This is a genomic window from Streptomyces sp. NPDC054834, assembly GCF_053611185.1.
In genome coordinates, this window is record NZ_JBSGZV010000111.1 from 1 (window position 1) to 3,088 (window position 3,088).

3 protein-coding genes are annotated in these 3,088 nt (G+C 71.6%); 2 read left to right on the plus strand and 1 reads right to left on the minus strand.

The annotated features are described in order from the left end of the window. Positions 1-54 precede the first annotated feature (54 nt). Positions 55-1,263 carry a cytochrome P450 gene (locus ACWGJM_RS48935; RefSeq protein ID WP_453418266.1) on the minus strand — a complete coding sequence of 403 codons (1,209 nt, stop codon included), beginning with the start codon at positions 1,261-1,263 and terminating at the stop codon, positions 55-57. Positions 1,264-1,481: 218 nt separating this feature from the next. Here ACWGJM_RS48935 and ACWGJM_RS48940 point away from each other — a divergent pair, with 218 nt between their 5' ends. Together ACWGJM_RS48940 and ACWGJM_RS48945 are read left to right on the plus strand one after the other, a co-directional pair. After that, complete coding sequence (locus ACWGJM_RS48940; RefSeq protein ID WP_453418267.1) at positions 1,482-2,507, plus strand: ketoacyl-ACP synthase III family protein; 1,026 nt, start codon at positions 1,482-1,484, stop codon at positions 2,505-2,507. Between the two features lie 29 nt (positions 2,508-2,536). Beyond that, complete coding sequence (locus ACWGJM_RS48945; protein WP_453418268.1) at positions 2,537-2,788, plus strand: phosphopantetheine-binding protein; 252 nt, start codon at positions 2,537-2,539, stop codon at positions 2,786-2,788. Positions 2,789-3,088 lie beyond the last annotated feature (300 nt).

The window sequence follows — 3,088 nt, forward strand, 5'->3', positions numbered from 1 at the left end:
CCCCGACACCGGTGTCGGGGCGGCCTGTTCTTCGCGTCGGGTGAAGTCAGCGGGTCACCACACCACCGGCAGGTGGGCCAGCCCGCCGGTCAGGGTGTCGTCGCGGAACTCGAGGTCGTTGGGGGAGCCGGCCAGCTGGAGGCCGGGGAAGCGCTCGAAGAGGGTGGAGAAGACGATCTGGAGCTCCACCCGGGCCAGGCTGGCACCGATGCAGAAGCGCGGGCCGTGGCCGAAGGCGAGGTGCTGGGGGATCTGTCGGGTGATGTCGAAGACGTCGGGGTCGTCGAACATCTGCGGGTCCCGGTTGGCCGCGGTGAACGGCAGCAGCACCAGGTCGCCCGCCGGGATCGTCGCCCCGCCCACCTGGATGTCCTCGTGGGCGTAGCGGGGCAGCACGTCCTGGGTGGAGGGGGCCGCCGCACGGAGGATCTCCTCCACCGCGTTCTTCACCATGCCCTGCGGGTCCGCCTGGAGCTTCGCCCGCTGCTCGGGGTGGGTGAGCAGCAGCAGCGTGCCGATGTCGAGGCGGGTCACCGTCGTCTCGTGCCCGGCGAACAGCAGCGCCGCGCCGAGCCCGGCGATCTCGTCGTCGGTCAGGTTCTCCCGCTCCTGCGCCTCGATGAGGTCGGAGAAGACGTCCTGACCGGGCTCCTTGCGCTTCACCTCGATCAGCTTGTACATGTAGCTCGTCAGCCGGTCCCAGGCCGCCTGCGACTCCGCGCGGTTGTACAGGTTCGTGGCGCCGTTGGAGTACGTGCGGAACTCCTCGCGGTCCTCGCCCGGCACCCCCAGCAACTGGCAGATGACCAGCACCGGCAGCGGGAAGGACAGAGCCTCGTGGTAGTCCGCGGGCTGCGGACCGGCCTCCATGGCGTCGAAGAGCTCCCGGACGATCTCCGCGACCTCCAGGCGCAGCTTCTCCACCCGCCGCGCCGAGAACGACGGCGCGAACAGCCGCCGCATCCGGGAGCGGTTGGCGACCTCGTCCTCCGGCTTGCCCAGCGGGCCGCTGATCACGGCGGCGTTGGCGATGCGGGCCGCGTTGTCCGGATCCGGGTGGGACCGGCCCAGCCGCGGGTCGTTGAAGAGTTCCTTGATCTCCTTGTACCGGGTGATCAGCCACCCCTCGTCCCCGGCCGGCGTCCCCACCCGCGCCACCGGATGGCGGGAACGCAGCTGGTGGAAGAGCGGCGCGATCGCGGTGGCCGGGTTCTCCGGGTCCCGCGGAAAGGGAAGCCGCGGCAGTTCCTGAACAGCAGTCACGATGGGTACTCCTCGATGGTCTCTGAGGTCTTCGATCGGATCGCGGCCTCGGGATATTCGGCACCTGGCTGGAAAAAATCCCCGAAACTAATTCCCGGTCACGCTATTCCGGGGCCCTAAAGCTGACTTAAATCAGCCCGGCCGGAACGCCGTGGGCTTTTGCCGTCCGCAAGCCCGCCGAAAGAGGCCCGCAAGAGCGGTGGACGACCCTGCTGGGCATGAAGGTCGACAATGTCTTCCTGGCCGGCATCGGCACCTACCTGCCGGACCGGGTCACCACCGCCGAAGCCGTCGAGAACGGCTGGTACGACGAGGAACTGCGCGCGGCCAGCGGCATGGTGGCGGTGGGCGTCGCGGGCGAGACACCGGCCCCCGACATGGCCGTCACCGCCGCCCGGGAGGCCCTCAAACGCGCCGAGCACACGCCCGACGACTTCGCGGCCCTGCTGCACACCCCGGTCCACCACCAGGGCCCGGAAATCTGGTCGGCGCCGCACTACGTCCTGCACAACACCCTGGACCGGCCGGTGCCCGCGATCGAGATCCGGCAGGGCTGCCTCGGCATGATCACCTCGATGCGGCTGGCCGCCCTCTGGCTGGGCGGCACCCCCGGCCCCGACGCCGTCCTGGTCACCGCGGGCGACAACTTCTCCACCGCCAACATCGACCGATGGCGGGTCAGCAGCCACTACCTGCTCGGCGACGGCGGCTCGGCTGCCGTGCTCTCCCGGCGCGAGGGCTTCGCCCGGCTGCTGTCCGTGCACTCGGTGTCCTGCCCCGAGGCCGAGATACTGCACCGCGGCGGCGAGCCGCTCTTCCCGCCCTCCATCACCGTCGGCAAGCGCCTCGACCTGGAGGAACGCGGCGAGTACATCCGCGCCCAGTGGGCGGCCGGGGTGGCGCCGCCGCTGTTCCACCTCGGCGACGTGGTGACCGAGGTCGTCGACCGGGTCCTGGCCGACGCCGGGCTGCGCATGGACGACATCGCCAAGGTCGCGCACAGCGCCGTCGCCCTCGACCAGATCCGCAACGGCTTCCTGGACCCCCTCGGCATCGACGAGGCACGCGGCACCTGGGAGTTCAACCGCACCCTCGGCCACTCCGCGGGCACCGACCAGATCGCCGGCCTGGAGTGGCTCCTGGCCACGGGGCAGGCCGGTCCCGGCGACCGGGTGCTGCTGCTGGCCGCCGCGGTGGGCATGGAGGTCGGCGCCGCCGTCGTGGAGATCCTCGCCGCCCCCTGACCGTGTCCGAAGAAAGAGAGAAGGCAGCCATGGCAACGACCGACGGACTCAGCCGCCAGGAGATACGCGAGGCGGTGGCCGCCGTCATCGGCGTCCCGGCCGGCCAACTGGCCGACGACGCCAATCTCGTCCAGCACGGCCTGAAGTCCCTGCACCTGATGCAGCTCATCAACGGCTGGCGACGCGCGGGCCACACCGTGAAGTTCGGCGAACTCGCCGCCACCCCCACCATCGAGGCCTGGTCCGCCCGCCTCACCGACCAGCTCCCCGCCGCCGGCTGAACCACCGAGCCCAGACCCCCGCTGCCGCCGACCCGATGCCCCGGCGGCAGCGGTGTTTCCGGCGTCCGAGGGCCGGCCCGGGCGATCCCGCTCAGCCGCGCACTCCGCCCCCGCGTACGAGCCCGTGCCCCTGCCGCCGGCCCGCTTGCGCGGGCGTCTCTGCCTTGCTCGGCCGGCTTTCCAGTCACGCGTACGGCCGCGGTTCCCCGTCCGCCGTCGGGCTGCCCGGACGGCCTCGCGAAGGCCCCGGCCCGCCATGTTCGGTCCGGGTACGACGGAGGCGGGGCACGGCCTCGCCGC